This window comes from Streptomyces sp. NPDC059255 (assembly GCF_042752355.1).
In the GTDB taxonomy this organism is placed as follows: domain Bacteria; phylum Actinomycetota; class Actinomycetes; order Streptomycetales; family Streptomycetaceae; genus Streptomyces.
The window spans coordinates 80,014-106,558 of sequence record NZ_JBHYZP010000029.1; the positions used below are offsets into that span (position 1 = coordinate 80,014).

Annotated in this window: 29 protein-coding genes and 1 pseudogene; 6 read left to right on the top strand and 24 right to left on the bottom strand. The window is 69.2% G+C overall.

What is annotated here, in order from left to right; genetic code table 11:
* Positions 1-38 precede the first annotated feature (38 nt).
* The 12 genes and pseudogenes from ACFXKG_RS28675 to ACFXKG_RS28730 form a co-directional block, all read right to left on the bottom strand.
* Positions 39-698 carry a 3-oxoacid CoA-transferase subunit B gene (locus tag ACFXKG_RS28675; protein ID WP_384845128.1) on the bottom strand — a complete coding sequence of 220 codons (660 nt, stop codon included), beginning with the start codon at positions 696-698 and terminating at the stop codon, positions 39-41.
* Complete coding sequence (locus tag ACFXKG_RS28680; RefSeq protein WP_384845131.1) at positions 695-1,366, bottom strand: 3-oxoacid CoA-transferase subunit A; 672 nt, start codon at positions 1,364-1,366, stop codon at positions 695-697. Before ACFXKG_RS28680 ends, ACFXKG_RS28675 begins: the two co-directional genes overlap by 4 nt.
* A pseudogene (locus ACFXKG_RS28685) lies at positions 1,363-1,572 on the bottom strand (3-oxoadipyl-CoA thiolase); the annotation flags it as partial. The pseudogene ACFXKG_RS28685 and the gene ACFXKG_RS28680, both read right to left, overlap by 4 nt.
* An 86-nt stretch (positions 1,573-1,658) precedes the next feature.
* Positions 1,659-2,315: an MBL fold metallo-hydrolase gene (locus ACFXKG_RS28690; protein ID WP_384845134.1), complete on the bottom strand. Its 657-nt coding sequence runs from the start codon at positions 2,313-2,315 to the stop codon at positions 1,659-1,661.
* Positions 2,315-3,415, bottom strand: a complete 1,101-nt coding sequence (locus ACFXKG_RS28695; RefSeq protein ID WP_384845137.1) for an S-(hydroxymethyl)mycothiol dehydrogenase — start codon at positions 3,413-3,415, stop codon at positions 2,315-2,317. Before ACFXKG_RS28695 ends, ACFXKG_RS28690 begins: the two co-directional genes overlap by 1 nt.
* A gap of 51 nt (positions 3,416-3,466) precedes the next feature.
* Complete coding sequence (locus ACFXKG_RS28700; RefSeq protein WP_384845140.1) at positions 3,467-4,501, bottom strand: phosphotransferase family protein; 1,035 nt, start codon at positions 4,499-4,501, stop codon at positions 3,467-3,469.
* A complete protein-coding gene (gene eno, locus ACFXKG_RS28705; protein ID WP_384845143.1) occupies positions 4,498-5,808 on the bottom strand; it encodes a phosphopyruvate hydratase in 1,311 nt (436 codons plus the stop codon). The genes ACFXKG_RS28700 and eno overlap by 4 nt, the downstream gene beginning before the upstream one ends.
* Positions 5,805-6,797: a C-terminal binding protein gene (locus tag ACFXKG_RS28710; protein WP_384845146.1), complete on the bottom strand. Its 993-nt coding sequence runs from the start codon at positions 6,795-6,797 to the stop codon at positions 5,805-5,807. Before ACFXKG_RS28710 ends, eno begins: the two co-directional genes overlap by 4 nt.
* 15 nt (positions 6,798-6,812) lie before the next feature.
* Positions 6,813-7,865, bottom strand: a complete 1,053-nt coding sequence (locus ACFXKG_RS28715; RefSeq protein ID WP_384845148.1) for a fumarylacetoacetate hydrolase family protein — start codon at positions 7,863-7,865, stop codon at positions 6,813-6,815.
* The gene (locus tag ACFXKG_RS28720; RefSeq protein WP_384845150.1) at positions 7,862-8,881 is read right to left on the bottom strand and encodes a LacI family DNA-binding transcriptional regulator; all 1,020 of its coding nucleotides are present in this window, start codon (positions 8,879-8,881) and stop codon (positions 7,862-7,864) included. The genes ACFXKG_RS28715 and ACFXKG_RS28720 overlap by 4 nt, the downstream gene beginning before the upstream one ends.
* A 40-nt stretch (positions 8,882-8,921) precedes the next feature.
* Positions 8,922-10,181, bottom strand: coding sequence for an NAD(P)/FAD-dependent oxidoreductase (locus ACFXKG_RS28725; RefSeq protein ID WP_384845153.1), 1,260 nt, complete (start codon positions 10,179-10,181; stop codon positions 8,922-8,924).
* A complete protein-coding gene (locus ACFXKG_RS28730; protein ID WP_384845156.1) occupies positions 10,178-10,501 on the bottom strand; it encodes a 2Fe-2S iron-sulfur cluster-binding protein in 324 nt (107 codons plus the stop codon). Before ACFXKG_RS28730 ends, ACFXKG_RS28725 begins: the two co-directional genes overlap by 4 nt.
* 241 nt (positions 10,502-10,742) lie before the next feature.
* Here ACFXKG_RS28730 and ACFXKG_RS28735 point away from each other — a divergent pair, with 241 nt between their 5' ends.
* The gene (locus ACFXKG_RS28735) at positions 10,743-11,288 is read left to right on the top strand and encodes a cupin domain-containing protein (protein WP_384845159.1); all 546 of its coding nucleotides are present in this window, start codon (positions 10,743-10,745) and stop codon (positions 11,286-11,288) included.
* Positions 11,289-11,404: 116 nt separating this feature from the next.
* Here the strand turns inward: ACFXKG_RS28735 and ACFXKG_RS28740 are convergent, their stop codons facing one another.
* From ACFXKG_RS28740 to ACFXKG_RS28750, 3 genes are read right to left on the bottom strand one after another with little or no spacing between them, the layout of a single operon-like run.
* Complete coding sequence (locus tag ACFXKG_RS28740; RefSeq protein WP_384845162.1) at positions 11,405-12,181, bottom strand: polysaccharide deacetylase family protein; 777 nt, start codon at positions 12,179-12,181, stop codon at positions 11,405-11,407.
* Positions 12,182-12,189: 8 nt separating this feature from the next.
* Positions 12,190-13,047 carry a fumarylacetoacetate hydrolase family protein gene (locus ACFXKG_RS28745; protein WP_384845165.1) on the bottom strand — a complete coding sequence of 286 codons (858 nt, stop codon included), beginning with the start codon at positions 13,045-13,047 and terminating at the stop codon, positions 12,190-12,192.
* 57 nt (positions 13,048-13,104) lie between these two features.
* Positions 13,105-14,277, bottom strand: coding sequence for a cytochrome P450 (locus tag ACFXKG_RS28750; protein WP_384845168.1), 1,173 nt, complete (start codon positions 14,275-14,277; stop codon positions 13,105-13,107).
* Positions 14,278-14,397: 120 nt separating this feature from the next.
* Between ACFXKG_RS28750 and ACFXKG_RS28755 the strand changes: the two genes are divergently transcribed.
* The 3 genes from ACFXKG_RS28755 (at position 14,398) to ACFXKG_RS28765 (ending at position 17,199) form a co-directional block, all read left to right on the top strand.
* Positions 14,398-15,339, top strand: coding sequence for a LysR substrate-binding domain-containing protein (locus ACFXKG_RS28755; protein ID WP_384845171.1), 942 nt, complete (start codon positions 14,398-14,400; stop codon positions 15,337-15,339).
* Between the two features lie 173 nt (positions 15,340-15,512).
* Positions 15,513-16,598 (top strand): alcohol dehydrogenase catalytic domain-containing protein, encoded by a 1,086-nt coding sequence (locus ACFXKG_RS28760; protein ID WP_384845174.1) that lies wholly within the window; start codon positions 15,513-15,515, stop codon positions 16,596-16,598.
* 70 nt (positions 16,599-16,668) lie between these two features.
* The gene (locus tag ACFXKG_RS28765) at positions 16,669-17,199 is read left to right on the top strand and encodes a VOC family protein (protein ID WP_384845177.1); all 531 of its coding nucleotides are present in this window, start codon (positions 16,669-16,671) and stop codon (positions 17,197-17,199) included.
* 78 nt (positions 17,200-17,277) lie between these two features.
* Here the strand turns inward: ACFXKG_RS28765 and ACFXKG_RS28770 are convergent, their stop codons facing one another.
* The 3 genes from ACFXKG_RS28770 to ACFXKG_RS28780 all read right to left on the bottom strand — a co-directional run bounded on the left by ACFXKG_RS28770 (position 17,278) and on the right by ACFXKG_RS28780 (position 19,370).
* Positions 17,278-18,189 carry an alpha/beta hydrolase gene (locus ACFXKG_RS28770; protein ID WP_384845180.1) on the bottom strand — a complete coding sequence of 304 codons (912 nt, stop codon included), beginning with the start codon at positions 18,187-18,189 and terminating at the stop codon, positions 17,278-17,280.
* A gap of 67 nt (positions 18,190-18,256) precedes the next feature.
* Positions 18,257-18,817, bottom strand: a complete 561-nt coding sequence (locus tag ACFXKG_RS28775; protein WP_384845183.1) for a TetR/AcrR family transcriptional regulator — start codon at positions 18,815-18,817, stop codon at positions 18,257-18,259.
* A gap of 202 nt (positions 18,818-19,019) precedes the next feature.
* Positions 19,020-19,370 (bottom strand): winged helix-turn-helix transcriptional regulator, encoded by a 351-nt coding sequence (locus ACFXKG_RS28780; RefSeq protein ID WP_384845186.1) that lies wholly within the window; start codon positions 19,368-19,370, stop codon positions 19,020-19,022.
* 108 nt (positions 19,371-19,478) lie between these two features.
* Here ACFXKG_RS28780 and ACFXKG_RS28785 point away from each other — a divergent pair, with 108 nt between their 5' ends.
* Positions 19,479-20,603 (top strand): IS630 family transposase, encoded by a 1,125-nt coding sequence (locus ACFXKG_RS28785; RefSeq protein WP_384845188.1) that lies wholly within the window; start codon positions 19,479-19,481, stop codon positions 20,601-20,603.
* Between the two features lie 7 nt (positions 20,604-20,610).
* Here ACFXKG_RS28785 and ACFXKG_RS28790 read toward each other — a convergent pair whose 3' ends face one another.
* The 5 genes from ACFXKG_RS28790 to ACFXKG_RS28810 all read right to left on the bottom strand — a co-directional run bounded on the left by ACFXKG_RS28790 (position 20,611) and on the right by ACFXKG_RS28810 (position 24,075).
* Positions 20,611-21,297 (bottom strand): maleylpyruvate isomerase family mycothiol-dependent enzyme, encoded by a 687-nt coding sequence (locus ACFXKG_RS28790; protein WP_384845191.1) that lies wholly within the window; start codon positions 21,295-21,297, stop codon positions 20,611-20,613.
* Positions 21,298-22,007: 710 nt separating this feature from the next.
* Complete coding sequence (locus ACFXKG_RS28795) at positions 22,008-22,664, bottom strand: VOC family protein (RefSeq protein ID WP_384845194.1); 657 nt, start codon at positions 22,662-22,664, stop codon at positions 22,008-22,010.
* A gap of 152 nt (positions 22,665-22,816) precedes the next feature.
* A complete protein-coding gene (locus tag ACFXKG_RS28800) occupies positions 22,817-22,996 on the bottom strand; it encodes a DoxX family protein (protein ID WP_384845293.1) in 180 nt (59 codons plus the stop codon).
* A complete protein-coding gene (locus ACFXKG_RS28805) occupies positions 22,997-23,167 on the bottom strand; it encodes a hypothetical protein (RefSeq protein WP_384845197.1) in 171 nt (56 codons plus the stop codon).
* A 119-nt stretch (positions 23,168-23,286) separates the two neighbouring features.
* Entirely contained in the window at positions 23,287-24,075 is a 789-nt protein-coding gene (locus ACFXKG_RS28810) for an oxidoreductase (RefSeq protein ID WP_384845200.1), read from the bottom strand.
* Positions 24,076-25,085: 1,010 nt separating this feature from the next.
* On the opposite strand from ACFXKG_RS28810, the gene ACFXKG_RS28815 reads away from it, so the two are divergent.
* The gene (locus ACFXKG_RS28815; protein WP_384845203.1) at positions 25,086-25,742 is read left to right on the top strand and encodes an FMN-dependent NADH-azoreductase; all 657 of its coding nucleotides are present in this window, start codon (positions 25,086-25,088) and stop codon (positions 25,740-25,742) included.
* Positions 25,743-25,870: 128 nt separating this feature from the next.
* Here the strand turns inward: ACFXKG_RS28815 and ACFXKG_RS28820 are convergent, their stop codons facing one another.
* On the bottom strand, positions 25,871-26,503 hold the full coding sequence (locus tag ACFXKG_RS28820; RefSeq protein WP_384845206.1) for a TetR/AcrR family transcriptional regulator: 633 nt from the start codon (positions 26,501-26,503) through the stop codon (positions 25,871-25,873).
* Positions 26,504-26,545 lie beyond the last annotated feature (42 nt).

Consider the following 26,545-nt stretch of genomic DNA (forward strand, 5'->3'; position numbering starts at 1 on the left):
CCGCTCGCTGCGCATCCCTCACACCGCGACGCGGCGGATCAGGAACCCGGGCGGAGCGGGATGCCGACGCGGTCGGTGAGTTCGTCGAAGGTGATACCGAACGTGTCCAGCACGACCGCCCCGTCGGGGCCGACAGCGAAGGTCGCGACGTCGGTGTAGACGCGGTCGACACAGCCCACACCGGTGAGCGGGTAGGTGCACGCCGGCACCAGTTTCGGTGAGCCGTCCTTGGCGAAGAGGGTCATCATCACGAAAACACTTCTCGCACCGATGGCCAGATCCATGGCACCGCCGACCGCCGGGATGGCATCCGGGGCACCGGTGTGCCAGTTGGCGAGGTCGCCGGTCATGGAGACCTGGAACGCACCGAGCACACAGACGTCGAGATGGCCACCGCGCATCATGGCGAACGAGTCCGCGTGGTGGAAGTAGGAGGCGCCCGGCAGTTCGGTCACCGGGATCTTCCCGGCGTTCGTCAGGTCCGGGTCGATCTCCGCCCCCTGTGCCGCGGGCCCCATGTTGAGCATGCCGTTCTCGGTGTGCAGGACGACACCGGAGTTCTCGGGCAGATGGTCGGCCACCAGGGTGGGCCGGCCGATGCCGAGGTTCACGAACGAGCCGTGGGGGATGTCGCGCGCCACGAGCGCGGCCATCTCGTGCGCGGTCAGCGGCACCGAACCGGGCCTGGACGGAGTCATGCGTCCACCTCCACCTGAACGAACCGGTCCACATAGATCCCTGGTGTCACCACGGCCTCAGGGTCGATCGCACCGGTCTCGACGATCTCCCCCACCTGCGCGACGACCAGTGAGGCCGCCGTCGCCATGACCGGTCCGAAGTTCCTCGCGGTCTTGCGGTACACGAGGTTGCCCATCCGGTCGCAGCGGTGCGCGCGGATCAGGGCGACGTCGCCGCGGATCGGGTACTCCAGGACATACGTCCTGCCGTCGATCACCCTGGTCTCCTTGTCCTCCGCGAGCGGTGTACCCACCCCGGTGGGTGAGAAGAACGCCCCGATGCCCGCGCCGGCCGCGCGGATACGCTCGGCCAGGCTGCCCTGTGGAACCACCTCCAGTTCGATCGCGCCGGATGTGTAGAGTCCGTCGAAGACCCAGGAGTCCGCCTGGCGCGGGAACGAGCACACCACCTTCCGGACACGTCCTCTCGCCAGCAGCGCGGCCAGTCCGGTGTCTCCGTTGCCGGCGTTGTTGGACACGACGGTGAGGCCGGTCGCGCCCTGCCGGATGAGGGCGTCGATCAGGTGGACGGGCATGCCCGCCATTCCGAATCCGCCGACCAGCACGGTCGATCCGTCCTCGATGCCAGCCACGGCTTCGTCGCAGTCGCTGTATGCCTGTGCGATCATGACACGTTCTCCGGTACGACGGCCAGGGCATGGCCCACGCCGATACAGGTCGCCGCGACACCCCACCGTTCGCCGGATTCGCGCAGCCGGGCGGCGAGCGTTGCCAGGAGGCGTCCTCCTGACGCTCCGAGCGGGTGGCCGATCGCGATGGCGCCGCGCTTGGCGTTGACAATGTCCGGATCGATTCCCCAGGCGTCGACGAGAGCCGCGGGATCGTCCGGGCGCACCTCGGCCAGTGCGCCCGCGTAGCGGCCGAAGCAGGTGCGTACGGCGGCGTGGACGAAGGCTGAACTCATCGCTGCTTCTCCTTCTCCCTCTCGCTCCCGGCCGCGGCGAGCCGCCGCTGTTCCGCGCCGATCGTGGTGCTCTCACCGTGTCCGGTGTGGACGACGGTCTCCTTCGGCAGGGCGAACAGCCGCCTGCGGACCGATTCCTCGATGAGCCGGGCGTCGGAGTACGACCTGCCGGTGGCGCCCGGTCCTCCGTGAAAGAGGGTGTCGCCGGTGAAGACACAGTCCAGGTCCGGGGCGTGGAGACAGACCGCTCCCGGGGCGTGTCCGGGGGTGTGCAGTACGCGCAGTGTGGTGTCACCCACCTCGATGGTCATGCCGTCCGAGAGATCCACGTCCCAGGGCTCGCCGGGATGGGTGAGATTCCACAGGGGTTCGTCGGCGGGGTGCAGGAGGACGGGGGCTCCGACCCGTGCACGCAGTTCGGGCGCGACACGTACATGATCATCGTGGGCGTGGGTGCAGACGATGGCCCTGACCGCACGGCCGGCCACCACCGCGAGAATGTCGGCGACGCTGTGCGGGGCGTCGATGACGACGCATTCCCGGTCGTCGCCGACCACCCAGATGTTGTTGTCCACGGCGAAGGTCTCGCCGTCGAGACTGAATGTACCGGACGTGACGGCGTGATGGATGGTGGTGTCGAGGTTGGGGGCCATCAGATGATCACCACGGAACGGAGCACATCTCCGTGGCGCATGCGCCGGAAGGCGGCTTCCACGTCACCGAGTGCGATCTCCTCCGTCACGAAGGCGTCGAGGTCGAGGCGGCCCCGCTGATAGAGGTCGACCAGCGGGGGAAAGTCACGGCCGGGCAGACAGTCCCCGTACCAGCTGGACTTGAGGGAGCCACCGCGGCCGAACACGTCGATCAGCGGAAGGTCCGGTACCTTCATGTCCGGGGTGGGAACCCCGACTAGGACGACCGTCCCGGCCAGATCCCGGGCGTAGAACGCCTGCTTCCAGGTCTCGGGCCGCCCCACCGCGTCGATCACGACATCGGCGCCTTCGGCGCCCGGGTGGGTCCGCGAGGCGATGTCCCTGATGGCCGCGACAGGATCGACGGCACTGGAGTCGACGGTGTGGGTGGCGCCGAGCCGGCGTGCCGAGTCGAGCTTCTTCGCGTCGATGTCGACGGCGATGATCGGACCGGCGCCCGCGAGGGCCGCGCCGGCGACGGCCGCGACTCCGACGCCCCCGCAGCCGATGACCGCGACGGACGTGCCACGGGTGACGGCTCCGGTGTTGATCGCCGCGCCGATGCCGGCCATCACACCGCAGCCGAGCAGACCGACCGCCGCGGGCCGGGCGGCAGCGTCGACCTTGGTGCACTGGCCTGCGGCGACCAGTGTCTTCTCGGCGAAGGCGCCGATACCGAGCGCGGGCGTCAGCTCCGTACCGTCGTCGAGGGTCATCTTCCGCGTCGCGTTGTGGGTGCGGAAGCAGTACTGCGGTTCCCCGCGTTGGCAGGCCCTGCACTCCCCGCAGACGGCACGCCAGTTGAGGATGACGAAGTCGCCCGCCGCGAGTCCCCTGGCATCCGGTCCGACGGCTTCGACCACGCCGGCGGCCTCATGGCCGAGCAGGAAGGGGAAGTCGTCGTTGATGCCGCCGTCGCGGTAGTGCAGATCCGTGTGGCAGACCCCGCACGCCTGTACGTTCACGAGTGCCTCACCCGGCCCGGGGTCGGGCACGTTGATCGGGACGATCTCGACGGGCTGTCCCTTGCCCCGGGCGATCACGGCCTTGACGCGGTGCATGTCGTTCCTTAGTGGTGTCGGTGTGTACGAATGGGGCCGCGCGGTCGCGGCTCAGCGGCTCCGTGGGGGCGCGGCGAGCCGTCGGGCCGCCGCGGTCACCACGGAACGGAGATCGGCGTCGGCGGCCCTCAGGAGGTCCTGTGCGACCGCGCGGACGAGGGATCCGGTGTGTTCGTCGAGGTACTCGACGGGCGAGAGCCCGTCGACACGTGCCAGCAGCAGCGCCGGCAGCAGGTGTGCGGCGCGGGCCAGCAGGTCCGCCGGGTTCTCCCAGGCGGTCTCGGCCCGGTAGGCGTCGGCCAGCGCCAGGGCGGACGCGGTCAGCGCGTCGGCGTGCCCGGGGAGCACGGCCGTCTTGAGCAGCAGGTGGGTGAGGGCGAAGGCGACGTCGAAGGCGGGATCGCCGTACCAGGCGCATTCGGCGTCGAGGAGTACCGGGCCTGATGGTCCCTGGAGCACGTTCTTGGGGCTGACGTCCCCGTGCACGAGCGCCGTGCGGGTCCCGGTCGTCGTACGGACGATCCGGTCGATCCGGTCCTTCAGCCCTGGGTGGCGTCGCGCGACGGCCAGGAAGTACGGGTCGACGCGCAGCTGCCGGAAATTGTCATCCGTCGCGAAACGGGAGGGCAGGCCGGCGTCGCGGGTGCTGGCGGCGTGCAACTGCCCGATCAGTGTGCCCAGCGCCGCGGCGTCCGTGACGCGCACGTCTCCGTCCAGGAGCCGGGCCTTCCAGACGGGGTACTGCTCGACGGGCAGGTAACTCATGGCGAACAGGCCGCGGCCGGGGTCGTGGGCGAGCGGCAGCGGCACCTGTCCCGGCGCCACGGCGGACGCGAAGGACAGCCAGTCCCACTCCACCGCGTTACGGGTGACCGGCGCGTGCCAGTCACCGGCCACCCTGAGTTTCTCCAGGGCCCCTTTCACACAGATGGTGCGCTCACCGAGGTCGACACGCCACAGTGCGGAGGAGACACCGCCCGTCAGCGGCTGCCAGACCTGTTCGGTGCCCGGGCCGGCGAGTCCATGGTCCACGAGGAACGCCCGGACCTCGGCGGGCACGGTGCCGTCGGCTTCGTTCGTGCTCATGCCGGGCTGCCCGAGGCGGACCGGTGGCGCGGGTAGGCGCTCATGCGGGCGAACTCCAGAGTGGTGTCCTCGGCGATCCGCAGCAGTTGGTTGTACTTCGACAGCCGGTCCGAGCAGCGCACCGATCCGATCTTTATCTGGCCGGCGGCGGTCCCCACCGCGAGGTCGCTGATGAAGGAATCCTCCGTCTCTCCGGACCGGGCCGACACCACGGGGACGTACGCGGCCTCGCGGGCCGCCCGGATGACGTCGAGGGTTCCGGTAAGGGTGCCGTTCTGGTTGACCTTGACCAGGACCCCGTTGGCGGCACCGGCGGTGACTCCGCGTCCGAGGCGCCCCAGGTTGGTGGTGAAGAAGTCGTCGCCGATCAGGTTGACGCGTTCGCCGAGCCTGCGGGTCAGTTCCTGCCAGCCGTCCCAGTCCTCTTCGTCGAGTCCGTCCTCGACGGAGATCACCGGGAAGTGATCGACCCAGTCGCAGATCATGTCGATCATCTCGGCCGAGGTGGCGTGGCGCCCTTCCCGTGTGAGGTCGTAGTCCCCGCGTTCGGCATCCCAGAGCGAGTGGGCCGCGACGTCGACGGCGATGCCCACGTCATGGCCCGGTGTCAGGCCGGCCCGTTCGATGGACTCCATCATCAGTTCCAGCGCCGCGCGACCCGATTCCAGACCCGGGCTCAGCCCGCCTTCGTCGGCCAGGAGGGTCGTCATCCCCTTGGTTTTCATCACCTCTGCGGCGCTGGAACGCACCCGACCGACCACGCTGATCGCCTCGTCGACGGAGGTGGCGGAGACGGGGACCGCGAGGAAGTCCTGCACGTCCATGCCGCGGCCGGCGTGCAGGCCGCCGCTGAGGATGTTGACCATCGGCATGGGAAGGGTCGGGGTGGTGACGCCCGCGAGCCGGGCGAGCCACCGGTGCAGCGGCATCTCCTGGCAGGCGGCGGCGGCACGGCTCGCGGCCAGGGACAGGCCCAGGACGGCGTTGGCGCCCAGCCGCCGCAGCTGCTCCGACCCGTCGAGACCGACCAGCGCGGAGTCCAGGCGGCGTTGTTCGAGGACGTCGAATCCGCGGACGGCATCGGCGATTTCGCCGTTCACGTGGGCGACGGCCGTACGGACGCCGAGTCCGGCGTATTCGGCTTCGCCGTCGCGGAGTTCCCACGCCTCGTGGGTGCCGGTCGAGGCTCCCGACGGCACGGCCGCCCGTCCCAGCACGCCGTGCGTGGTGACGACGTCGACCTCGACTGTGGGCCGTCCGCGGGAGTCGAGTATCTGGCGTGCGTGGACGCGTTCGATGAGGGTCACGTGTTGTCCTTCGGATCTCGGGCCGGGTTCGGCTCGTTGCACGGGTAGTGCGGTGGCTCGCCGGTCAGGACGCGGATGACTTCCTGGGTGGCCTTGGTGCGCAGCTCGGTCACGGATTCGTCGGAGGAGAAGGCGACGTGCGGTGTCACGGTCACGGCCGGGTGGGCGAGCATTCCGGCGTCGACCCGCGGCTCCTCTTCCAACACGTCGAGTGCCGCGGCGGCGGGCCGGCCCGCGTCAAGAGCCCTGACGAGTGCCGGAGTGTCGATCAGCGCGCCCCTGCTCACGTTGACCAGAAGCGAGCCGGGGCGCATCGCGGACAGCTCGGCGGGACCGATCAGATGGTGGGTCCGCGAGGTGAGCGGCGCGTGCAGGACCACGGCGTCGGCCCGTGCCAGCAGTTCGGGCAGGGAGACGGCTTCGACGTTCTCGCCGGCCGGGAGGTACGGGTCGCAGACCACCACCCGGCAGCCCAGGCCCGCCAGTTTCCGGGCGGTGGCCCGGCCGATCCGGCCGTAGCCGACGAGCCCCACCGTCTTCGAGCGCAGCCGTCCCAGACGCGCGCCGGCCGGGTTCCAGGAACCGGCGCGTACGTCGCGGTCGAAGGAACTGATACCGCGTGTCCAGTTGAGGACGAGGGCGACCGCGTGGTCCGAGACCTCTTCCACACAGTAGTCGGGCACGTTGGTGACCTGTACGCCACCGGCCGTGGCCGCCGCGACGTCGATGTTGTCCAGGCCCACCCCGAGACGGGCCACGGCCCGCAGCCGCGGGGCGCCCTCGATGGCCCGGGCGGACACCTGCGCCCAGCACGTCATGATCGCGACCGGGTCGTGCTCCAGTACGAGCTGGTCGATGTGTGCCGCCGGGGCGGCCTCGGGCGGGCCGGTGGCAAGGCCGAAGCCCGCCTCGTCGAGGAGGCGCCGCTCGATCGTTTCATCCGGCCAGGCACGGTCGGTGAGGAGAACAACTTCCTTGTGCTGTCCCATGGGGCAGCTCCTTTCTTACGGAGAGGTGAGGGGGCCGCCTGCGGGGGCCGGGCCCCGCAGGCGGGGCCGCTGCTCGCGGGCGGGTCCACCCGCGACGGCGACGATCTGCGTGCCAAGCCCTTCGACCGAGGCCTCCAGGACGTCGCCCGGCTGGAGGAACCGGCCGTGGTGGGAGCCGAAACCGGCCGGTGAGCCCGTGCAGACGACGTCCCCCGGCCTCAGTTGGGTGCGGTGCGAGATGTGAGAGATGACCTCGGCGATGCTGAAGAGCATGTCCGCCGCGGTACCCGACTGCATCACCTGCCCGTTCAGGCGCAGTTCGAGCCGGAGGCGCTGCGGGTCGCCGAGGTGGGCGGTCGGAACCAGCCACGGTCCGAGGGGGAGCCGGCCGGTGCGGCCCTTGGCGGCCAGCCAGTCGGCTCCCAGCGTCGGCACATCGGACCGGAAGATCGCCTGACGCAAGGTCAGATCGTTGGCGACGCAGTACCCGGCGACGCTGTCCAGTGCGTTCTCGGGGTCGACACATGCGGTGGGATGGCCGATGACGGCTGCGATCTCCACCTCCCAGTCGAGAGTGGTGTCGTCGGCGTCCAACTCGACCGGGGCGAACGGGGCACCGATCCGGGCGCCGCCCGTCATGGCCACGTACGGAGCCCCGGAGTCCCGGCGCCGCCGCCAGGCGTGTTCCGCCTCGGCGCGGACGGCGGGGGCCTCGTGCGGTGCCGCGGCGTCGAGTGCCGCCTCCAGCAACTGGTCGCGGTAGTTGCCGATCGCGCAGTAGCTCTGGGCGCCGCTGACGGGCGCGCGGACTTCCGCCGGCCGGACCGGGACGCCCTCACGGAGGATCCTCCGGCGCACGGACGGTGCGGCGAGCGTCCGCCCGATGGCCTCCGCGTGCCGTGGCCAGGCAGCCGTCACGGCGGCCGGGCCCGGGGGCAGACCGGCTATGAGGCGGTCGCCCGGCAGACACAGCCCCTCCCACACGACCACCGTCCTGGGCGGGCCGTTCCCCGGCGCCAGTACGGCCAGGACCGGCAGACCGGGATCACCGAGCCCGGGCGTCGTCACGCGCCGCTCCTCGGGACATCGGTACTGCCGCGGGTCACCAGGTAGCCGGCGGCCCGCGAGTTGTAGGGGGCGTCGTTCCCGGTGTCCCTCAGCCGCTGGAGCAGCCACATGGCACACGAGGTCGCCACCTCGTGCACGGGCAGGGCCATGGTGGTGAGTCCCCCGCCCCACCAGGAGAAGCCAGGTTCGTCACCGAACCCCACCACGGACATCTCACGCGGTACGTCCATGCCGCGCGCGGTGAGTTCCTGGAGGAGGCCTTCGGTGATCCTGACGGACGCGGTGACGATCGCGGTGGGCCGCCGCGGGGAGGACAGCACCGTGCCGACCGCTCGGCGGGCGTCTTCGATCGACGACGGCGGCGTGTGAATGATCAGCTCCGGGTCGGCGTCGGCGCCCAGGACTCCGGTGAAACCCTCCAGCCGGCGCGTGCTGGTCGAGCGTCCCGGGGGCCCGCCCAGGTAGGCGATCCTGCGGTGTCCCAGGGACACGAGGTGTTCGGTCGCCTGCCGCAGCACCTGCCGGTCGTCGACACCGAACCAGTGGTCGCCGAGCTTGTCCTGCTGGCGCAGGAACTGCACGTGCGGCATGGTCCTGAGGAGCCGGACGGTCCCCGCGCGGGGGTTGGGTGTGGGCACGATGATGACACCCGCGACCTGGGCCGCGGCCAGGCCCTTGACCTGGGCGAGTTCATTGTCCTCGTGATCGTCCGTCTCGGAGAGCATCACCTGGTAGCCGTGCTGCGCCATGGTCTGCGCGAGGGCGTGGGCGGCGGTGCTGTAGAAGCTGTTGCGCACGTCGGGGACGATCAGCCCCACGACCGTGCTGGGGGCGCCTCGGATCAGCCGGGCGGCGAGGTTGCCCACGTACCCCAGTTCGGCGGCTTTCTCCTTGACCCGGAAACGTGTCTCGCGGCTGATCCGCGGGTCGTCGGACAGGGCGCGCCCAACCGTCGATATGGAGATGCCCAGCTGGTCGGCGATGTCACGGGTGGTCACAGCTTGTCGTCCTGCCATGTGCTAACGATAGCATTGGAGCCGCGGCGGAAGGGATGTCTCACGAGACGGTCGCCTCCGCGGCCGCCGCCCGTGCGAGCAGGGCCTTCGCGTCGAGGCCCGGGTCGGCCAGCAGTTCCGGGGGCGGCGAGCAGCCCTCCGCCAGCAGCCTCCGTCCGAGCATGTGCCCGGCCGCGTGGTTGACCGACTCGACGTAAGCCAGGTTCCCGTCCGCGTACCAGAACAGCGAGAAGCGGCCGACGTCCGGGGCTCCGCGCAGCACATGCCGGTCCGCCGGTACGGGGAGCCCCGCGATCTGCAGCTTCAGCGCGCCCTGATGGCTCCAGAACCAGGGAACCTGGTCCGGGCCGACGCGGTCGCCGCCCAGGATCCGCACCAGCCGCCGAGCCTGGTCCGCGGCGTTCTGCACCGACTCAAGACGCAGACTCGCCCCGGCACCGGTCTCGAACCGCGCACAGTCGCCGATGGCGTAGACCCGCGCCCGGCTGGTCGCGAGCTGCCGGTCGACCAGCACACCGTCGGCCACGGCGATACCTGCACCGGCGGCGAGCCGGTCGTTGGGGACCATACCGACCCCCACGACGACCAGATCCGCCGGCAGTTCCCGACCGTCGGCGAGAACCACCGACTCGACACGTCCGCCCGTCCCGCGCAGTTCGGAGACGGCGGCGTTCAGCTCGAAGCGCACCCCGGACGCGGTGTGGACCGCCACGACATGCCCGCTGACGGCCGCGGAGGAGACGCGGGCGAGGACCCGCTCCGCGACGTCGACCACCACCGGGCGCAGGGCGGCTGCCGCGGCCGCGACCTCCAGCCCGATGAAGCCCGCCCCCACCAGGACCGGGTGCCGGGCCCGGGCCAGGAGGCGGCGCAGGCGATCGGCGTCCGCGCGCGTGGCCAGGCTGACGACGCCTTCGAAGCCGGCACCCCGTACGGGCAGACGGCGGGGGGTTCCGCCGGTGGCGAGCACGAGGGTACCGAAGTCCTGCACCGTACCGTCCGCGAGATGAAGGACATCGTCCACCGGGTCGATCTCCAGGACCTTCACCCCCAGACGGAGGTCGATGTCATGCGTCTCGTAGTGCTCGGCCGCATGGAAGCGCAGGCCGTCGGCGTCCCGCGTCCCGTCGAGGAACATCTTCGACAACGGCGGCTTCTCGTAGGGGAGTTCGCTCTCCTGACTGATCAGGACGATCCGCCGGGTCGATCCCGCCGCACGTAGGGCGTTGGCGAACTGCACGCCCGCGTGACCGGCGCCGACGACAACGATCGGATCCTGAGCTCCGCGCGGGGCGCTCATGCCTGCCGCTCCGGAACGTGCACGACGAGTCCGTCGAGTTCCTCGGTGACCTCGATCTGGCAGCTGAGGCGGCTGGATCCGCGCCGCTCGGAGGCGGCGACCTCCAGCATCTCGTCCTCGTCGTCGCCGGGGACGGGCAGGGCGTCCGCGAAGGCTTCGTCGACGTAGACATGGCAGGTGGCGCACATGAGGGAGCCGCCACACTCGGCGACGATCCCCGGCACCCCGTGGGAGATGGCCGCCTTCATCACGCTCACGCCGGAGTCGGCGCCGACCGCGTGCCTCTCGCCGTCGGCCTGAATGTAGGTGATCTGAGGCATGACTGTCTCCTGTCCAGCGCGTTACGGGAGTGTTTCGTCGTCGGATGTCTCCGACTGTTCCAGGTGGACGTGACGCCGACCACACCGAGTTCTCTGGCGGACCCATAGGCGAAGCCAATGGGGGTGGCCGAAGGCGTTCCCACCTCTTGACGAATGCCGGGACCACCTGTTGCGCTATCGATAGCACTCAGTCGACGGCGGCGGCGAAATGACGGGCGCGGGCCGCAAGAAAGGCGTACCAGTGAATCTGAATCCTCGACGCGTTGTGGTGGGCACCGACGGCCAGGGGCAGGCGGTCATCCTGTCGGACGGGCCGAATCCCCACACCAGGAACTTCACATCGACCCCGGGTCTTGCCGTCGCGCGGATCTGGGGAACGCGGGATGGTCTGACGACCGCCGTCCCGGACGGCGAGTCGACCGTGGCGGCGGGCCCGTTCCTCCCCCCTCCGGGCGGTTCGACCTTCGCGCTGATCCAGTACGCGCCCGATTCGGTGGCGCTGAGCCCGGGCTTCGACCCGGCCGCCGCGGGAGCGGAGTTCGCTGCCGACTCGCCGGACATGGCCGCCTCGATGGAGCCGGACGCGCCGGGTATGCACCGGACGGACACGGTGGACCTCGTCGTCGTGATCTCCGGGTCCATCTGGATCGAGGTTGACGGTGGGGTCGAGACGGAGTTGCACGCCGGCGACACGGTCGTGCAGCTGGGCGGCCGGCACGCCTGGCGGAACAGGAGTGCCGAGCCCGCGACACTCGCCTTCGTCCTGCTCGGTGCCGAGCGCGTCTGAGCCCCCGCGGTCCGGCGCCACGGCGGCTGCGCCGCGGCGCCGGACCGCGCATTCCCCCATCTTTCTTTCGTCCCGGCGGGCGACGGCGACGCCGCGCCCGCCGGGACGCGTACCGGTCAGGGGCGGGACGCGGCGGACGGCGGACAGGCGTCCAGCAGCCCTGCGGCGCTGGTCACGGTGACGGCGGGGTCGGAGAGCGCCTCTTCGAGGAACCGGCGCAGCGTGTGCAGCCGCTCGGCGTCCGTGAAGGAGACGAATGGGTGCACGGTCAGCGTCATCAGCCCGTTCGTGAGAACGGCGTCCGCGAGTGAGCGCCGCCAGTTGTCCAGCACCTGCGCGGGGCTCCGGCCGCCGTCGGGATGCATGACGTACTGCCAGTAGTCGTTTCCCTGCCAGTGCCACGGTACGACGGCCAGCCCACCGTCGAGGGTGTGGACCCGCAGGGGATCGTCCTCGGTCCGCTTTTCGATGCTGCTGTCGTAGCGGTAGCCGAGTTCGGTCAGGACCCGTGCGGTACGGCGGCCGCGGTAGCCGCCCGGCGCCCGGAAGCCGCGTGGGTCGGCTCCCGCCAGCCTCAGCGCCGCCGTGCCGTCCCACAGCAGCGTCTCCTGCCGGTCGTCGTCGAGTTCGGCCCACCGCTCGTGCACCCACCCGTGCAGTCCGACCTCGTGCCGATGCTCCAGCATGGAGCCGATCGCCGCGGGATGGTGAATGCCGTTCCAGCCCTCGACGAAGAAGGTGGCCCGCACCTGGAGTTCGTCGAAGAGCGCGAGTGCCGCCGGCAGACCGACGGACAGGCCCGGCTCGTCGGGGTCGGGGCGTACGGCGCGGCCCCGGCCGATGGCCAGGGCGCTGCCGAGGTTGTCCACGGTCAGACACAGTGCTGCGGACACGGCCGGGCTCACATCCTCACGCCGGGACCGGAGACGAAGGTGTTGCTCATCTCCCCAATGCCTTCGATCCAGCTGTCCAGCCGGTCCCCCGGGGCCAGGAACCGCGGCGGTGTGCGGGCCGAGCCGATTCCCGACGGCGTACCGGTGAAGATGATGTCGCCCGGGAGCAGGGGGAGCATGTCGGACAGGTAGGCGATGAGGTGTGCCACCGGGAAGACCAGGTCGTCGGTGCAACCGTTCTGCATTTCCTCGCCGTTGAGGGAGCAGCCGAGCCGCAGCCTGTCGGGGTTCTCGAACTCGTCGGGTGAGACGAGCACCGGTCCGATGGGCGAGTAGCCGGGGTGCGACTTGCCGAGCGAATGCTGCGGCGCGCCGCTGGGGCGCTTCTGGGTCCGGCGGTCGGAGATGTCCTGGCCGATGGTCAGACCGGCCACGTGAGACCACGCGTCCTCCTCGCTCACCCGGTGAGCCCGTTCCCCGATGACCACGACCAGTTCCACCTCCCAGTCCACGCTCGCACCGGTCAGCTCGATCTCGGCCACCGCGCCGGTGACGGAACTCGGGAACTTGGTGAAGACCATCGGTACGTCAGGTACGGCCCAGCCGGCTTCCTCGGCGTGCTTGCGGTAGTTGAGCCCGATACAGAAGGACTGGCGTGGCCGCGGGCTGACCGGACCGAGCCGACCGGGGTCGAGGGGGCTGCGGAGGCCCGCCGGGCCGTCCGCGGCCCAGGCCCGGAACGCGGCCCAGTCGGTGTACAGGTCTCCCAGCTCGGCGCCGAACCGGTGCCCGCTGGCTTCGGCGATGTCGAGACACATGCCGTCCTCGACGAGAACGGCTCGACCTGACTGGCTGGCAATGCGCATGTGTACCTCGTTCAGTGGTGATGCGGTCATGGGTGCCCACAGATCGAGTGGGGCGGATCAGGCGTCCCAGGTGACGGGCATGGTCAGGGGACCTCTGAACACCCATCCGCCCCAGCGCACCGGTTCGGCGTCGTCGAGCCGCAGATTGCGCAGCCGTCCGAACAGCGTCGGCAGGCCGGCCTGGCCGACGGCCGCGCGGGAGACCCATGCTCCGGCGCAGAAGTGAGGGCCGCCGCCGAAGGCGACGTGGTGCGCCACGGACCGGTGGATGTCGAACTCGTCGGCGTGGTCGTAGACCGTACGGTCCCTGTTGGCGGACGCCACCACCAGGCCGACGCGGTCACCGGGGCGAAGCTTCACACCGGCGACCTCCACTTCGGTGACGACCTGACGCGGGTACATGCCGATGGGGGAGACCCAGCGCACCGCCTCTTCGAACACCTTCTTCCACAGTGCGGCGTCTGCCATGACGTCGGCCCGCTGTGACGGGTTGGTCAGCAGTCCGTGGGCACCGACAAGGAGCGCGTCACGCGGCTCGTTGAGGCCACCGCCGATGACGACTTTGACGTTCCCCCGGATCTGGGCTTCGGTGAGGGGATCCACCGCATGCATCATCGAGGAGATGACCGAGTGGTCGGGCGATCCGCGCAGGAAGGCCATGGCCTCGGTGATCGCGTCGTCGACGGCCCGGGTCGCGGCGTCGCAGCGCGCCCACACCCCGGCGTCGTCGGCGTAGTTCCCGGCGCCGTCGATCAGCGCCTGGGACCACTCGATCAGCTGGTGCGCGGTGACGCCCCGCAGGCCGAGGAAGGCGGCCAGGTTCATTCCCGCCAGAGGCGCGGCGAAGTCGGTGAACAGGTCGGCGCGACCGGCGTCCGTGAACGCCCCGACCAGCGTCTCGGCGTTGCGCTGGAACAGCGGCAGCCAGTGTTCCCTGACCGCCCGGGGTTTCAGCGGCGCTTCGAGAGCGATCCGCTGGCGCCGGTGGTCCTCGCCGTCCTTGCGGAGGATCGTCTCGCCCATGACCCGTTCGGCGAGCGTCGGAGTCTCACAGTTGCTGAAGACGGCGGTGTTGCGTTCCACGTCCAGCACGTCCTGCTGGCGCGTGATCAGATACCTGCCCGTCGACGGCACCCAGCTGACCGGCTGGTTCTCACGCAGATGGGCGTACACGGGATAGGGATCGGTCCAGAGATCGGACAGCTGAACCGAGTCGATGGAAAGAGTCATGTCAGTCCTCGCGGCTCTGGGACAGGAGTGCGCGAACGATTGCACACTGAGCTTGTATCGTGACAGCCGGCACGGAGAGACTGAACCCGGAGTCTCTGACCAGGGGCATAGGAGGTGCTTATGACCATCGCCAACATCTCCTTGCGGCAGGTCGCCTACCTCGTTGCCGTTGCCGATCACGGATCGATGACGGCGGCGGCCGAGGCGAGCCAGGTGTCCCAGGCGTCCATCTCCCTCGGGATCAACGATCTGGAGCGCCGCCTCGGGGCCCGGCTGCTGCAGCGTCACCCGGGGCAGGGCGTGACCCTGACCGACGCCGGTGAGAGCGCGGTGCGCGACGCGAGGCGCGTCCTCGCGGCGGTCGGCGATCTCCAGTCGAGCGCACGCTCACCGGAGCACCGCATCAGAGGGCGCGTGGCCCTCGGATGTTTCACCACTCTCGCGCCGTTCTACCTGCCGCCGCTGTTCTCCTCGTTCGCCACCCTGCACCCGGCGGTAGAGATCGAGGTGACCGAGGGATCGCAGCAGGCACTGCGCCGCGCCCTGCTCGAAGGAACCTGCGAGCTGGCACTCACCTACGACACGGGCCTGGGGGCGGGAATCGCGCGCAGCCGCATCGTCTCGGGACGGGCTCAGGTTCTGCTCGCCGCGGGCCACGCCCTCGCGCAGCGTCAGGAGATCGACCTGCGGGACCTCGCCGACGAGCGGCTGATCCTCCTGGAACTCGACCCCAGCCCCACCAACGCCGAGAAACTGCTGCACGAGCGGGGGTTGGAGGCGGACATCGCCTACCGGTCCCCGAGTATCGAGGTCGTCCGGTCGATGGTCGCCCACGGCCTCGGCTACACGATCCTCGTGCAGCACTGGGCGTTGGCCCGGTCCGTGGACGGTCTGCCCGTCGTGAGCAGGCCCATCACCGGACCCGCGCCCGCGTTCCGGGTCGTCGCGGCCTGGAACGAGAACAACCCGCCGACCCCGCGCAGCGCCGCTGTGATCGCGGGGCTGCGGCAGGTCGCGGCGGACCGGGACAGCCGCGTCGAGCAGCCGAGCCCGTCGTACTGAACACCGCCCGAAGGCTTGACAGGGGAGAAACCCTGATGTTGTGCTAACGATAGCAGTAGCTCGGGCGTCGACCCTTGAGCAGTGCTCTCAGGCCCCCTACACCATCCCCGTCCCGGCGAGCCGCCCCAACCTAAGGACGAAGCGCAGTGTCAAAGACGATGCGAGCTGCTCGTATGCACGCCGTACACCAACCCCTGACCATCGACACCGTCGACGTACCGGAGCCGCGCCCCACCGACGTGCTCGTCGAGGTCAGGGCATGCGGCATCGTGCCCAACCTCGGCAACGTCCTCAACCACCTCGGCGAGTGGTACCCGGACCTCTTCCTGCCGCCTCTTCCGGCGGTCTTCGGGCTCGACCCGGCAGGTGTCGTGGTCGCCAAAGGCGACCAGGTGTACGGGATTGACATCGGCACCCGCGTCTACGTCAACCCGGGGCGCTACTGCGGCGGCTGCGCCGACTGCCGCTCGGGCAACGGCATCGCCTGCGATTCCTATACTTTCAACGGCTACTTCGGCTTCGGCCCCGGATCGGCGGCTCTTTTCGAGGACTACCCCTACGGGGGACTCGCCGAGTACATGACCGCCCCGGTGTACAGCCTGGTCACGCTCCCGGACAGCGTCCCCTTCGAGACGGCGGCCCGCTTCGGCTATCTCGGAACCGGCTACCGCGCGCTCAAGCGCGCCGGAGCCGGCCCGCGGACAGCGGTCCTCGTCAACGGCGCGAGCGGCACGCTCGGGCTCGGCGTCGTCCTCCTCGCACTCACCATGGGCGCCCCCAGGATTCTGGCCGTAGGCCGCGACGAAACGCTGCTCCGTCAGGTCAAGGCGATCTGTCCGGAGCGCATCGAGGTGTTCTCCACCCGCGGTGGCGGTTCCGTCGCGGAATGGGCCCGCTCCCGGACCGATGACCGGGGTGCGGGTGTCGTGATCGACGCCCTGGGGCCGGGCACCCGGGCGGACGCGCTCCTGGATGCCTACGCGGCCATGCGCCGGGGCGGTCAGCATGTCAATATCGGCGCCGTGCTGGGCGATGTTCCCCTCAACCTCAACAACCTGATGATCGGCGACCAGCGGGTGACCGGCTCAAACTGGTTCACCACGGGCGACGGCCAGGAGCTGGCGGACATGGCCGACAGCGGCGCCCTGGACCTGAGCTTCTTCGAGCACGAGGTCTTCAGGCTCGAAGAGATCAACGACGCGCTGGCGCTCTTCAAGAACCGGAACGGCGGCTTCAGTAACTACGTCGTCGCCCCCTGAACCACAGCAGTCCCGGCGGGCCGCCGGCCCGGCTGCACCGCACCACTTCACAAGGCCAGGAGTTTCAAGGATGACACCCGTAGCCACGCCTCTCCTCACCCCCGAGCGACTCAACCACTACGCCCTGGCGACCAAGGACATGGCGATCACGCACACCTTCTGGACCGAGATGATGGGGTGCGAGTTCAAGGCCGCCATCAGGGCCGACGGACACACCATGAGCACGGGCGAGGAGGCGCCCGGCTACCTCCACGCCTTCTACTCCTTCAAGGACGGCGCCTGCATCGCCTTCTTCGAACTCGCCGGCGGTCTCGACCCCGTCGACGACCAGGTGCCCTCGTGGGCCAAGCATCTCGCCCTGTCGGTCGACTCCCGCGAGGAACTGGCCCGCTGGCACCGCCACCTCGAAGCCGCCGGCGTTGCTGTCGCGGGCGAGGTCGACCACGGCGGCCTGTTCCACTCCCTGTACTTCTTCGACCCCAACGGCCAGCGCATCGAACTCACCTACCAGGCCAGGGCCCTGACCGACGAGGACCGCCGCCTCGGCTACGAGACCCTGGAGGGGTGGGCCAGGGACAAGGCCGCCGGCTCCCTCACGTAACGGCCCGGGCCCGTCGGCGGCCCGGGGGTTACGGGAATCCAGCGGGGGCCCGGTTCCCCTGTACGCCGGTGGTCGTGGTCAGGGCGCGGTGATCACGGTCTTGATCCAGGCACCTGCTTCGGCGAGGGCTTGATCCGCTTCGGGGATGATTCCGAGGTAGTTGTGGAAGACGTGGAACGCTCCGTCCCAGATCTTCAGTTCGGTGTCGACGCCCGCTGCCTGAGCATGGCCGGTGAGCCTCTCGGCATCACTGAGGAGGACTTCGTTGTCACCGACGTGGATGAGCAGCGGCGGGAGTCCGGCGAGGTCGGCGTAGTGCGGGCTGATCCAGGGATGCAGGGGGTCGGCGCCTTGGGGTACATAGGCGGCGGCGATCATCTGCATCGCCTCCAGGGAGAGCAAGGGATCGCGGTGTGCCCGTATGGTGACCGACTCGCCGGTGCAGGCTATGTCCGTGGCGGGGGAGATGAGGAACGCGCCGGCCGGGAGCGGGCGGTTCTCGTCTCGGAGCCGGACCAGGAGTGCGGCGACGAGGGTGGCACCCGCGGAGTCACCGGCGAGGACCACGTCGGCGGGGGTCTCCCCACCGTCGCCGATGAGCCATTCGTAGGCGGTGAGAGCGTCGTCCAGTGCTGCCGGGTAGGGGTTCTCGGGGGCGAGCCGGTAGTCGATGCTCAGCGCGCGCGTACCAGCGTTCAGGCTGAGGGTGGACACGATTCTGCGGTGTCCGACAGGCGCGCCCTGGATGAACCCGCCGCCGTGGAAGTAGAGGATCGCGCCGTGCGCCTCGCCCTCGTCCGGGACTGTCCACTCGCCGTCGACTCCGCCCGCGTCCGCGGGGTTGATCGTCACGCCGGGGACTTCGGGGAAGCCGGCCAGGAACGTGAGAAGGTCCGCACGCGACTGATCGATCGGGGGTACGGGCAGGCCGGCGGCGGCCTTCGCCTTCTCGCAGAGTGTGGCGAGGGTGTCTTCCATCTGCTGGCTCACGAGCGGTTTCCTCGTCTCGGGAGATGTGGGCGCGGGGTGTGCGGGCCAGCGCGCGTGACGTTCCTGGTCACGTGCGGGGTTCGGGGCGAACTCGCCGGTGCGCGTGGGACAGGACGCGCTCGATGCGGGTGAGGCGGGCAGCGAAGTCCTCGGGTGGGACCCCGTCCCAGTCGTCGACGAGCCAGGTGGTCGGCGCGGTGGTGATGGCCCCGCCGAAGAAGTCACTTACCTCTCGGGCGGTTGCCCGGTCGAGATCGCCGAACATCTGGCTCACGCGTCGCACGGCATGGGGGGCGAAGAGCTCGGTGACGGCTCGGCCGGCCGCGTGGGCGCACGTTCCGGTGAGGATCGCCCGGTAGAAGACACGGTTGTCGGCGACGTGCCCGACGAGTGCGGCGACGGGCGGATCGCCGTGCTGATCCTCCGGAAGGGTCCGGAGCAGGTCGCGGTCGAGAACATGGAGCGCGGTCGCCACCAACAGGGTGTCGCGGTCGCCGAAATGCTGGTAGAGGACCCGGCGGCTCACTCCGGCGGTCTCCGCCAGATCGTGCACCGACACGTCGGTGGTCGCCCGGAGCCTCACGAGGGACTCGGCGGCGGTCAGCAGCGCAGCACGCGAGCGCCGCACGCGGCGATCCGTCCCGAGGGTGCGTTCATCACTCACCACAGCCAAAGGAGTAACAGGTGTCCCCAGAGAATCATCTGTTACTTATTGGCGCCGAGGCCGACGGGTGCCGTTGACCGAGTGATCCGCACGCTCCACAGCTCCCGCTGCCTCGGCCACCGGTGCCCGGTGGAGCGTCTCGACCGTGACGCCCGATTCCGCAGCGTCAACGGGTCACGACTTCCTCGGACTGTCCCTGGTGCAGGCATGCCGACGCACCGGCACCAGCTGGTCGCGGCCGTCGTCGCACGACGGACTCGATCCTGCGCGCAGGTGTTCTCACCTCCCGCCGACTCGTGCCGACGTCTCCGCACCCAAGTCCCACAGGGCCTGGAGGGCAGGGCCGAGGCGGTATCCAACGCAAGGTAAGCGTATAGCCCACTCGTGGCGACCACACCGGTCGACGGTCACGCTCGACAACTCTGGCCTCGGCAAGCTGTGCCAGCCGGTCGGACAGCGCCTTGTCCGACAGCATGGGCAGGGGCCGCGCACAACTCGCTGCAGGTGCAGTCGCCACGCAGCAACTCGCGGACAACTAGTGCCGCATCAGGCAACGTTCGCCCTGTCGTGACGTGCCGTCCGGTTGCTGCGCAGGGCCGCACCGGAAGGCCAGAATGATCACGTTGTGGCTGAACGCGTGCGGGTCCGGGAGATCGATGACGACGAGGGCAAGCGGTTGCTGCGGATCATCCGTAGAGGAACCGGTTCGGTGGTGACCTGGCGGCGAGCCCAGATGGTGCTGTTGTCAGCGCAGGGCATGCCGGTAGCGAAGATCGCCGAGGTGACGTTCACCAGTCCGGACCGGGTCCGGGACGTGGTCCACAACTTCAACGTGGACGGCTTCGACTCGCTCTACCCCAAGTACAGGGGCGGTCGGCCGAAGACCTTCACCCTCCCGGAACTCCGGGAGATCAAGAAGACCGCCAAGTCGAAGCCGGCCGAGCACGGCCTGCCCTTCTCGACCTGGAGCCTGGCCAAGCTGGCCGACTTCCTAGTCGCCGAGGGGGTGGTCGACGAGATCAGCCACGAGGGTCTGCGCATCCTGCTCCGCGAGGAGGGCGTCTCGTTTCAACGCGTGAAGACCTGGAAGACCTCACGCGACCCCGACTACGCGGCCAAGAAGGCCCGCGTCGAGCACCTCTACGCGATCGCCGACGGCGAGGTCGTACCCGAGGAGGGGGAGCCCGAAGTCATCTTCTGCATGGACGAGTTCGGCCCGCTCAACCTCCAGCCCCACCCTGGCCGGCAGTGGACCGAACGCGGCGGACGACACAAGGACCCCGACCGCGAGCCGAGGCCCCGGCGCCGGGCGACCTACACCCGCCCACACGGAGTCCGGCACCTCTTCGCCGCCTACGACCTGGCCAAGGACCAGCTCTACGGGCACATCAAGAAGACCAAGAACCGCTCCAAGTTCCTGGAGTTCTGCCGCTACCTGCGCTCACTGGAAATACGCATTGCGATCGTCTGCGACAACTACTCGCCGCACCTGACGACGAAGCGGTGTCGCCGGGTCGCGACCTGGGCGGCGGCGAACAACGTGGAGATCGCCTATACCCCAACCAACAGCTCCTGGCTGAACCGGATCGAGGCCCAGTTCACCGCCCTGCGCTACTTCGCCCTCGACGGCACCGACCATCCCAGCCACAAGGCCCAGGCCAGCATGATCCGCCGCTACATCATCTGGCGGAACAAGCACGCCGACGACCGGCGCCTACGCGCCGTTGTTGCCAGGGTGAACGTCGCCTGATCCCAAGTCAGGGGACCAGCGGCCCGGCCAGCACACCCAACCCCGCCTCACGATCCCCAGCCCAGGTCACCGTTCCAGTATCCCGAGGCTTGCGCCCCCACAACATCAGCAGCAGGTCCTCGGCAGTGCCCGAGACCTCCGCGATCGGCTCACCGGTCCCGTAAGTCCAACAGCGGCCAGAGTCGGTGGTGGTGATCCGCACGGCACGCTCGGGACAGGTGGCGGCCCCCTTGGAGATCATGCGGGGCGCCATGGTGTCGAAGACCTCGGCGACACCGTCGACGGCGAGCGCCGCATCCATCGGCGTCGCCGAGCCGAGCGCGTGCTCGGCGTCCCACCGGTGCATCAGCGTCTCCTGGCTGCGGCGCCGACGCCAGAACCCGACCGTGTGCGGCGGGAAGAACGTCCACGCCTCGGTCGAGGGATCAACCGACAGGGCCTGCACAAGCGCGTCCGCCGTCTTGGCATACCAAGCCTTGAGACCAGCCCGGTCACGGGGTGCGGCACCCTCGTCGTAGCTATCGCCATGCCCCTCCTGTACCGCCGCGACGACCCACAGGTTCCCCGCTCCCATATGCACGGCCAGATCCACCAACCTCCAACCACCACAATGCTCGACCGGAGCCGACAAATCACCATCCAGCACGGCGCCGAACGCATCCAGTTCACGCCGAAGATCAACCAGGTAATCCATGGCGCCAAGATACAGCCCACCAGCTACGCGGGACTCGCCGCACGAACGGGGCGAACGTTGCTTGATGCGGCACTAGCTTCGCCCAGCGACCGTACAGGGCCACCAGTCAGTCGGTACCTCGTACTATGTGCGAGTCTGCGGCCATCGCCTCCTCCTCATCCTGCCCCGCAAGCAGCAGAGGCGGGATCCGGTCCGACTCGGTGGCAGGATTGTGGGCAGCGCCGAGCGGCAGAACGTCTCAGGCAAGGACAGCCCGGCTGCGAGGCGAACGCATCCGCCGGGAGACGGGACGGGCCCCGGTGCGATCGCCACCGCCATCGACTGGCACGTACATCCGCTGCGGTGAGACGGCTCCTATGTCGAGGCGCGGCGCCGACCGCCCGGATGCCCGCCACGAAACACTCCTCCGGTCAACGCCACCCCCGCAACTCGACCTCACCGCCGCACTCTGCCGCTACAAGCAACCGGTCTTCCTCACCACATAGAACACGGTCCAACTCCGCGAGAACCGGCCAGAACCGCAGCCCCTGGACTCTATTGGGATCCCACATCCGCATTTGCAGTCATCTGTGACCGCTTCCGACTGCCTCTGTCTCTTTGTTCAGGAAGTTGCGGTTCCCTCGAGTCCTATCGATCACATGCCCAGGTCGGTTTCGTAAAACTCCCAGTGCGGACTCGTGCAGGCCGGGAGTTCCGCATGTTATCGACCGTCAACGCGCGACGGGCGCGGAGACGCCGATCCCTCCGAGAGTGTCCGCGCCGAATCGCTCGATGTCCGAGTCCAGGTCGAGCGGCATGGTGGCTGTTCGGCCCGTCTCGCTGGTGATCAGTTCGGCGGGCATCAGCCAGCACACCTCGAACTCCAGCCCGTCGGGGTCGTGCGCGTACAGAGCCTTGGTGGTTCCGTGGTCGGTCTCGTTAACCAGCGCGCCAGCCTCGATCAGCCTGGTGCGGACCTGCTTCAGCTCGGCCAGCGTTTCCACTTCCCAGGCCAGGTGAGTGAGCCCGGCGGTACGCCCTCGGGCCTCGGGGCCATCAGCGGGGCCGTCGATCTGGAGAAGACCAAGGTCGTGGTCGTTAGAGGATCCCTCGGCCTGCAGGAACGCGACCTCAGGGACACGGTCTCCGTCGGCATGAAGGCGGAACACGGTACGAAATCCGAGGAGCGTGGTGTAGAAGGTGACGCTGCGCTCCACGTTGCGGACGTAGAGCACGGCGTGGTTGAGACGCTGTATCGCCATGGTGGGTCCCTTGATCGTCATTGGCTTGGGAGAGTCGGAGAACAGGGATTGATGGTTGAACGTGGCCGTCGCGGTCACGGCAACGTTGGCTCTGCCTGCCGGCGGGCCTGACTGCTCGCGGATCACGCGAGTCCGATCGGGCGGTTGGCAACTCGTTGTGCGCGGCATGATGGCATCAGGCTGCTCGGTGATTCGGGTGGATGAAGACCCGGTCGGCCGTATCCGACGCGTGGCTTCGCTGGGGGAACCCCTCCATTCCGTCACCGGTGCCGGAGCTGTCATGCTGAGGCAACGGCGAAGATCAGCGGTATGCAGGAGACCAGCAGCAGAACCGCCGGACCGGCCGAGCCTTTCGTGTCGCCTGCCCGAAGGTGTGTGAGTACGGCGCCCATGAAGAAGAGGACGACACCGACGGCGGCGGCGATCCCAAGTGGGCGCACGGCGAGACCGGTCAGCAGTCATGCCGCGCCGGCGAATTTGATGAGGCCCAGCGGCAGGAACCAGCGGTCCGCGATACCGACTTCGGCCAGGCCGACGGTCACTTTCTCGTTCCTGGTCACAGTGCCCCAGGCGGATCCCGACAGCAGCAGGGCGACCAGTACCGCGGAGATCGCGTAGCCGGTGAACATTGATTGCTCCCATAATGAATCGTGCTGGATGATCGCAACTCAAGCCGTCTCCTGGCCTCGGGCGACCGCGGGGGTTGGGAACTGCAGGCCGCCGGGCGCCCGCGTCCTTCTGAGATGTGTCAGGTGGTCTTTACGGCGCCGCCGTCGATCAGGTAGTCGGCGCCGGTGATGAAGGCGGCCCTCGGGGAGGCGAGGTAGACGATGAGATCTGCCACCTCGGCTGGGGCACCGAGGCGGCCCAGGGTGATGCCCGATTCGGCAGGCAGGGAGGCCAGCAGTTCGGCCTGGCTGATGCCTGCGGCTGCGGCCATCTTCGCGGCATAGCTGTCGGACGAGTCCCACAAAGTGGTGCGGACGGGCCCCGGCGAGACGGTGTTGACCCGTACGCCCTGCGGGCCGACCTCTTCGGCGAGGGCTCGGCTGAACGCTGTCAGCGCGGCCTTGGCGGTGGCGTAGGACACGGCCCCGGCGGAGGGCACGCGCGCGGCCATGGACGAGACGTTGACTATCACGCCGCGCTGTTGCAGGAGGCTGGGCAGCAGGGCCCTGGTCATCCGTACAGCACTGAGGAAGGTCAGGTCGAACGCCTGCTGCCAGACGGTGTCGTCGATCGCGACGATGTCGCCGACCGGCAGGTCGGAGGAGCTGGCGCCTCCGACGTTGTTGACCAGCAGATCGATCGCGCCGAGTTCGGCCAGCGCCCGGTCTGCGACGAGTTGGACTCCTTCGGCTGTTGCCAGGTCAGCGCGGGCGCCGATCGCACCGCTGTCCGCGAGCTCCGGGGTGACGGTCCGCGCCGCGCCGACCACTTTCACACCTTCCGCGATGAGGGCCTGGACGATCGCCAGCCCGATTCCCTTGCTGGCCCCTGTGACGACGGCGGTCTTCCCGGCAAGGTTCAGATCCATGTGCGTTGGCTCCTGAGAAGTAGGTCCGGCTTGCCGCACTGCGGCGACAGGCAAAGTGATCCCTGAAGGCGAATGCAGATTCCGCACGGAAGCGTCCCGGAAGGACGGCTACGGCCCGATGGGCCACGGCGAGGCGGCTGGGTGGCCCGGCAGGCACAGTGCCCCGCATATCACCCGATGCGGGGACCGATTGAGCCGGCTCGTTCACGTCAGGGAGCGAGCCGCCCGGCGAACCCCTACCGGGCGATCCGCCCGGCCGAGCCGGGTGCGTGGCCACAGGTGTTGCCAGCAGCCGTCGGACCGGTACGCGTGACGGGCCGACCATGCGCGTGTCTCCTTTCCGGGCACCGCCGAGAGAGGACGCAGCACCCGCGTCCCGGGCGCTCCCGGACACGTCTTACCCACCAGAACCTGAGGCCTACATCAACTTGAGGTTACCTTCAAATTACCCCGCGAGGCAACCACCCACACACACCAATCCGCCCCGATCGACAAAGCCCCGCGGGCATCCGCCACAACCGACCCGCCCGACAGTCACCCACCAGCGGCGATACGCCAGAAGCAGTAAGTTGATGGATCATTCAAGTTATGTTACGGTCCCGAAATTGAGACTACCGTCAAGTTGCGCGGGGTCGATGGGAGCACGGCCACCCGGCCTGCCCTGCGGGCCGGCTTGGCGCTCTCTCGTCACACGAGGAGGTCCATTCCATGTCCGTCGTCGGAGCGGGCCCGGCCATTGCGCGTCGCTTCAGCGCCCGACCGGGTACCGAGCCCGCCAGCGTTGCCGAGCACTACTGGCAGGCGCACACCAGGCGCGGCCAGCCCTGGATCGCCCACAACCTGCCGGGTGGCATCCGGTAGCCACCCGAGCAGTCCTGGCCATCGCACGCACCATGCCCATCAGCCCCGTCCCCGTGTCCGTCAACGGCGGTTGCGCAGCAGGGACGGGCAGCCGGGCGTACCCGCGAACCACCTTCGAAGAACACCGTTCCAACCGTTGGAGATTCATCATGCCCACCCTTCTGCACATCGACTCGTCCGTCCTGTCCGTGTCCGAATCCGCGTCGCGTTCGGTCGCGGAGACCTTCCTCAAGGTCTGGCGGGAGCAGCACCCCGGCGGCACGGTCGTCCACCGCGACCTTTCCGTGAGCCCGGCCTCCCACATCTCGGCGGCCGCGCAGCACGCCGGCTATGTCGACCCCGCCGAGCACACCCCGGAGCAGGCCGCGGCGTTCGCCGAGCGCAAGGAGCTGATCGAGGAACTCGAAAGGGCGGACGCCGTGCTGATCGGCGCCCCGATGTACAACCTCTCGGTGCCCTCCAGCCTCAAGGCGTGGATCGACAACGTGGTCCTGATCGGCCGCACCGCCATGGGCGCCGCCACTCTCAAGGGCAAGCACATCACCGTCATCACCAGCCGCGGCGGCGCCTACGGTCCCGGCACTCCCCGTGACGGCTACGACTATGTGCAGAACTTCCTCGAAGGCGTCTTCGGCATGATGCTGGGCATGGAGATCGAGTTCATCGTCCCCGAGCTGACCGGCGCCCCGGTCGACCCGGCCATGGCCGCACTGCTCCCGCTCTACGAGGCATCGCGTGCCCGTGCCCACGAAGAGGCCAAGGCCAAGGCCATGGGTCTGGCCGCGCAGTTGGCCGACGCCGCATAGAGGCGCCGGCGTCCCTGAGGCGCTGACCGCTCGGAAGGTGCGGCCCCTCCGCGCGGAGGGGCCGCACTCCCGTGCCGGTCGGCATCCTTTGGGGCGGCAACCGGAGGCGACGCCCGCACCGGTCCGCGTCAGGAGAAATCAGCGGCAGGCGCATGCGGCGGCGGTTCCGTAGAGAGAGGAACTGCCGGAACGGGGGTGCCGCCGGTCCATGCCGCATCAAGGGTGCGGTCGAGCACGCGGCGCCATCCCATCGGCGCGGCAGGGTCACGGCTGACCGTGCCGGCCAGCCAGAGCAGGCAGAACAGGTCGTTCTCCGTGAAGTCGGGGGACAGCGAGCCTTCCTGGTGGGCCTCACGCACGAGGTCGCGGCCGAGTGCGTTCGAAACGTCGCAGACCCCGAGCAGTGCGGTCGCATCTGGGTACCGCCGCAGGACCGCGTCGTTGAGGGCCGGGTCGTCGCGCTGTATATCGATCACGCCTCGTACGAACGCCTCCAGCCGCTCCCGGGGGGCGGGCTTCGCGATCACGTCGGCGCGCAGGGCTTCCAGCCGTTTCCCGGCGACCTCGGGTACGACCGCGTCGATGAGGGCTTCGCGCGAGCCGAAGCGGTTGTAGAGAGTGCCGATGCTCACACCCGCGGCCTGCGCGATCTCGTGCAGTGACGCGCCGAGCCCCTTCGCCAGGAAGGTGTCGAGCGCAGCGGAGCGCAGTTTGGCCGCGTTGTCCCGCGCGTCGCGGCGCAGCGGCTTGGACTCGGACATGCCCACCACCCCTCATATTGAGACGATACTCAAGTTGATGCT

Coding starts and splice junctions, on each gene's coding strand:
- ACFXKG_RS28810 (WP_384845200.1), bottom strand. CDS start 24,075: ATGGATCTGAACCTTGCCGGGAAGACCGCCGTCGTCACAGGGGCCAGC.
- ACFXKG_RS28695 (WP_384845137.1), bottom strand. CDS start 3,415: ATGCACCGCGTCAAGGCCGTGATCGCCCGGGGCAAGGGACAGCCCGTC.
- ACFXKG_RS28730 (WP_384845156.1), bottom strand. CDS start 10,501: ATGCCTCAGATCACCTACATTCAGGCCGACGGCGAGAGGCACGCGGTC.
- ACFXKG_RS28805 (WP_384845197.1), bottom strand. CDS start 23,167: ATGTTCACCGGCTACGCGATCTCCGCGGTACTGGTCGCCCTGCTGCTG.
- ACFXKG_RS28790 (WP_384845191.1), bottom strand. CDS start 21,297: ATGGATTACCTGGTTGATCTTCGGCGTGAACTGGATGCGTTCGGCGCC.
- ACFXKG_RS28680 (WP_384845131.1), bottom strand. CDS start 1,366: ATGATCGCACAGGCATACAGCGACTGCGACGAAGCCGTGGCTGGCATC.
- ACFXKG_RS28815 (WP_384845203.1), top strand. CDS start 25,086: ATGCCCACCCTTCTGCACATCGACTCGTCCGTCCTGTCCGTGTCCGAA.
- ACFXKG_RS28725 (WP_384845153.1), bottom strand. CDS start 10,181: ATGAGCGCCCCGCGCGGAGCTCAGGATCCGATCGTTGTCGTCGGCGCC.
- ACFXKG_RS28720 (WP_384845150.1), bottom strand. CDS start 8,881: ATGGCAGGACGACAAGCTGTGACCACCCGTGACATCGCCGACCAGCTG.
- ACFXKG_RS28675 (WP_384845128.1), bottom strand. CDS start 698: ATGACTCCGTCCAGGCCCGGTTCGGTGCCGCTGACCGCGCACGAGATG.
- ACFXKG_RS28755 (WP_384845171.1), top strand. CDS start 14,398: ATGACCATCGCCAACATCTCCTTGCGGCAGGTCGCCTACCTCGTTGCC.
- ACFXKG_RS28750 (WP_384845168.1), bottom strand. CDS start 14,277: ATGACTCTTTCCATCGACTCGGTTCAGCTGTCCGATCTCTGGACCGAT.
- ACFXKG_RS28820 (WP_384845206.1), bottom strand. CDS start 26,503: ATGTCCGAGTCCAAGCCGCTGCGCCGCGACGCGCGGGACAACGCGGCC.
- ACFXKG_RS28710 (WP_384845146.1), bottom strand. CDS start 6,797: ATGGGACAGCACAAGGAAGTTGTTCTCCTCACCGACCGTGCCTGGCCG.
- ACFXKG_RS28690 (WP_384845134.1), bottom strand. CDS start 2,315: ATGGCCCCCAACCTCGACACCACCATCCATCACGCCGTCACGTCCGGT.
- ACFXKG_RS28700 (WP_384845140.1), bottom strand. CDS start 4,501: ATGAGCACGAACGAAGCCGACGGCACCGTGCCCGCCGAGGTCCGGGCG.
- ACFXKG_RS28760 (WP_384845174.1), top strand. CDS start 15,513: ATGCACGCCGTACACCAACCCCTGACCATCGACACCGTCGACGTACCG.
- ACFXKG_RS28745 (WP_384845165.1), bottom strand. CDS start 13,047: ATGCGCATTGCCAGCCAGTCAGGTCGAGCCGTTCTCGTCGAGGACGGC.
- ACFXKG_RS28765 (WP_384845177.1), top strand. CDS start 16,669: ATGACACCCGTAGCCACGCCTCTCCTCACCCCCGAGCGACTCAACCAC.